Below are 3,486 nucleotides of genomic sequence, written 5' to 3'. Positions count from 1 at the left end.
AGACAAAGCAAAAGGCTGAAGGAGAAAATGAAACTTCAAAAGAAGATGAAAAGCAAACATTCTTAAAATCATTCTTCTCCGATCAAAAGAAAACAGAAATAGAAGAGGGCATTACACAAAAAAGTAAAGGTTCGTATGCAAAAGTATTTATCGGTATGGAACAAAAAATCTTAAAAGAAAAAGTAAAACAGTACGATGAAGCCATGAAACAAGAAACGTCTAAGCAAACAGAATGGCAAAAGCAAATCACGGAATGGAAGAACGATTCTAAGTACCAAACTGAAACGGAAAAAATGGAAACCGACGCAAAAATTAACTCAAAAGAAACGAATATTAGCCAGTCAAAAGAGAAGGTTGAACTATATAAATGGGAGCAAGGACAAGTGAAAGAGAAGATTAAAAAATTAGATGAGAAGGCAAAAGATGTAGAGCGTTTATGAAAAAAGTTGGGTCGACAGCATCTCAACATTAAGGAATTTTGGGTCAACAGTAACTCAACATTTGGGTCTACAGGATATCAACATCAGGCGATTTTGAGTCAACAGCACCTCAACACTTGAGTTACTTTCTTGTTCCCACGGTTTCGCTAGGCTTTGCCTAGCTTCACACCCTAGGTGGGAACAAAAACCCCTTATGCTCTTCTCACTATTTTTAGTGGAGATCCCAAATTTAGAGGAGGAAACAAAAATGGAGGTCAGAATTCGAAATATGAACCCGGTTGCCGTGAAACGCATTGATGAAATTGCAAAGACAAAAGGGCTTTCAAGAGATAAATTCTTACGAGGGCAACTTGAGACATTGGCGTTTTATCGTGAACAACAAAATCGTGAATTGTATCTTCAACAGTTGCTAGAAAAAAATATCTATGCAATGGAGAAATGTTTTGAAGCGGTCGAGAAGATGAATGCCTTTTTAGAAGTCATGACACAGGATGATGAGTTATGAGTCCTGTGACAAGTCCTACACAAACAAAGGTAACACCGGGCGTAGTGACTGTGTCTAAGTTTGTTACAGCGGATGGAGAAAGTTTTCAAGATTATGTAGAGTATATCGACAGAGAAGAAGCAAAAAAAGAAGGGCAAGCACACAAAAGAATGTTTTCTCTATATCAAGATTACATGGGGGATTCTGAGAAGACCTCCGCTCTTTTTACAGAGCAAAGTAACTGTTTAAGTAAAAAAGAAAAGAAAGACCTTAAAAAGATGTTTCAGCTTGCTCAAAAGAATAAGAGTATCATGTGGCAAGATGTGATTACGTTTGATAACCAATGGCTTGCAGAACATGGCATATATGATCCGAAAACACGTACAGTAGATGATAAAAAATTGATGGATGTTACTCGGTTAGCAATGAAAGAAATGTTGAAAAGAGAGAAGTTAGAACATACAGCGGTTTGGTCGGGAGCGATTCATTATAATACGGATAACATCCATATTCATATCGCAACAGTGGAGCCATTTCCAACGAGAGACCGTGGCAAGCGAAAACAAACGACATTAGATGCGATGAAAGCGAAAGTGGCTCAAAATATTATGGATCGTGGGCAAGAACAAAAACAGATAAACGATTTGATTCGCAAGAACATGGTGGCAAAAAAGAAAGAAAATTCTACATTAAAATGGCGCAATCGAGAACTAAAGCCATTGTTTAAATTTATTTATCAGCGTTTACCAGAAGACAAAAGGCAATGGCAATATAGCTACAATACATTGCGTCCTTTACGCCCTCATTTGGATGCCTTAACGCAAAAATATATTGAGAAGCATCATAAGGAAGATTATAAACAGTTTCTTCAAAAGTTAGATCAAGAAGTAGATGTATTAAAGAGAGCATATGGAGAAGGTTCTGGTGATAAGAAACGATATGAAAATTATAAAGAAAATAAAATAGAAGAGCTTCACAAGCGAATGGGAAATGCGTTTTTACAAGAGATGAAAGCATACGATAAAGAACGACAACGCATTGATAAAATGTTAGACCGAAAGCCCAGTCAGCGAAAGAACTTTCAACAAAATGTTTCGATGCAGTATGCACTTAGGAAAATGGAAGGGGCGTTCAAAAGTGAATATGAAAGTTGGAAAAATCAACGTTACTATGAACGCCTTCAGAGAGAAATTCAACAACAAAATGAAAGGGGATATGAACGATGAGAAAGATTAGGAGAGTGTTTTCTATCGATGAGGAAACAGATCAATATATTACAGCATATATGGAAGAACATAAAATTCGAAATGGTTATAACGGTGACGCAATCGCTCGAATTTGTAAAGAACATAAAGAAGCGAAACAACAAGAATGGTCGCTTCGATATATTACAGAAGTCGTGACAAAACACCTTCATGAAGTATTAAAGGAAGAGTTAACAAAAATTCGACTTGGTACGAATAGTGCAGACAAAAATACGCAAATGTTGATTGAGTTTATGAATGGTATTTATGAACATGAACAGTATCAAGGGGTTTGTACAACTGATATTGCAGAAACCGAAGCAACAAAACATATAAGGGAGGTAGTAGAGGAAAGAATTGCACATAAACGACAAAAGAAGATAGATTATCAAGCTTCGAGGGGGCAACAACAAGAAGTATTTGTGCCAGTGGAGGAGGTGAATTGATAAAGAAAGGATGAGGTATGTAATGAGAAAGTTAGAAAAAGTGTTTGAGCAATTAACAAAAGTTGCGAACAAAACTTCCCCCTATGTTACAGGGGGAATATGGTTGCTGTTTGGTTATGCAAATGTATTAGGTGCATATATGTGTCATAAGATGGGAGTGTACTCTCTCTCTCTCGCTTATTCTATTGTTGCTGTTGTATGTGTTGTTTGGAGTCATAAAGTAACAAAATGGTTTATGAAAAAGAAGACAATCGTGGATTGAAAATAAATAATTAACAAAAGAGGAGAAGATAAAATGCTATTATTTCATGAAGATATTGAACTAGGAATTATAAAATCTATTGGCGAAAGAGAAGTTACTTTTCACGTCGCAAATCAAGAAGTTACAATCTCATTAACAGAAGAGGAAGAGCAAGAATTATTCGATTATATTGAGCTTCCAGAAAATGATTTACTTATTCCCATCAACATGAAAACAAAGAAAATATGTGTTCCAACTGATTTAGAAACATGGAATGAAGAAACGATGGATGAATTGATTGAAGCATCTTCAAAGGGAGCGGAAAACAATGAGTAAAAAGCGTTCCCCTGTTTCATTTGAAGAGAAAAAACAAAAAGTAATCGCACTAACAAAAAAGATGGAAAAGAGCATAGAAGGTTATTTTCGTTCACCAGAAGACTTAAAAGAGTATTTGTCATTTATGGCAAAGTTTTATCGCTATTCACCATCCAATATTGCATTAATACAGAATCAATTTGAGGGATCCAGAGCCGTGGGTTCCTTTTCTTTTTGGAAAGAAAAAGGATTCTCCGTTAAAAAAGGTGAGAAAGGCATTCAGATTCTAGTTCCGAACCAGACGACAACAAAATTT

At 35.9% G+C, this 3,486-nt stretch carries 6 protein-coding genes and 1 pseudogene; all 7 read left to right on the top strand.

Annotation, left to right across the window (positions count from 1 at the left end):
• Positions 1-440, top strand: a pseudogene (locus HRG09_RS27710) (hypothetical protein); the annotation flags it as partial.
• A 247-nt stretch (positions 441-687) separates the two neighbouring features.
• Positions 688-945, top strand: coding sequence for a hypothetical protein (locus HRG09_RS27705; protein ID WP_174104015.1), 258 nt, complete (start codon positions 688-690; stop codon positions 943-945).
• On the top strand, positions 942-2,150 hold the full coding sequence (mobP2, locus tag HRG09_RS27700) for a MobP2 family relaxase (protein ID WP_174104014.1): 1,209 nt from the start codon (positions 942-944) through the stop codon (positions 2,148-2,150). The genes HRG09_RS27705 and mobP2 overlap by 4 nt, the downstream gene beginning before the upstream one ends.
• Positions 2,147-2,614 (top strand): hypothetical protein, encoded by a 468-nt coding sequence (locus tag HRG09_RS27695; protein WP_174104013.1) that lies wholly within the window; start codon positions 2,147-2,149, stop codon positions 2,612-2,614. Before mobP2 ends, HRG09_RS27695 begins: the two co-directional genes overlap by 4 nt.
• A 22-nt stretch (positions 2,615-2,636) precedes the next feature.
• Entirely contained in the window at positions 2,637-2,876 is a 240-nt protein-coding gene (locus HRG09_RS27690) for a hypothetical protein (protein ID WP_174104012.1), read from the top strand.
• A 33-nt stretch (positions 2,877-2,909) separates the two neighbouring features.
• Positions 2,910-3,191, top strand: a complete 282-nt coding sequence (locus HRG09_RS27685) for a hypothetical protein (protein ID WP_174104011.1) — start codon at positions 2,910-2,912, stop codon at positions 3,189-3,191.
• Positions 3,184-3,486, top strand: a 303-nt coding sequence (locus tag HRG09_RS27680) for an ArdC family protein (RefSeq protein WP_254610196.1), incomplete at its 3' end; no start/stop codon positions are given. The genes HRG09_RS27685 and HRG09_RS27680, both read left to right, overlap by 8 nt.

The organism is Bacillus sp. Xin1 (assembly GCF_013314535.1).
Taxonomy (GTDB): domain Bacteria; phylum Bacillota; class Bacilli; order Bacillales; family Bacillaceae_G; genus Bacillus_A.
The sequence above is the reverse complement of the archived record's forward strand: the minus strand, read 5'-3'. Positions and strand labels throughout refer to the sequence as shown.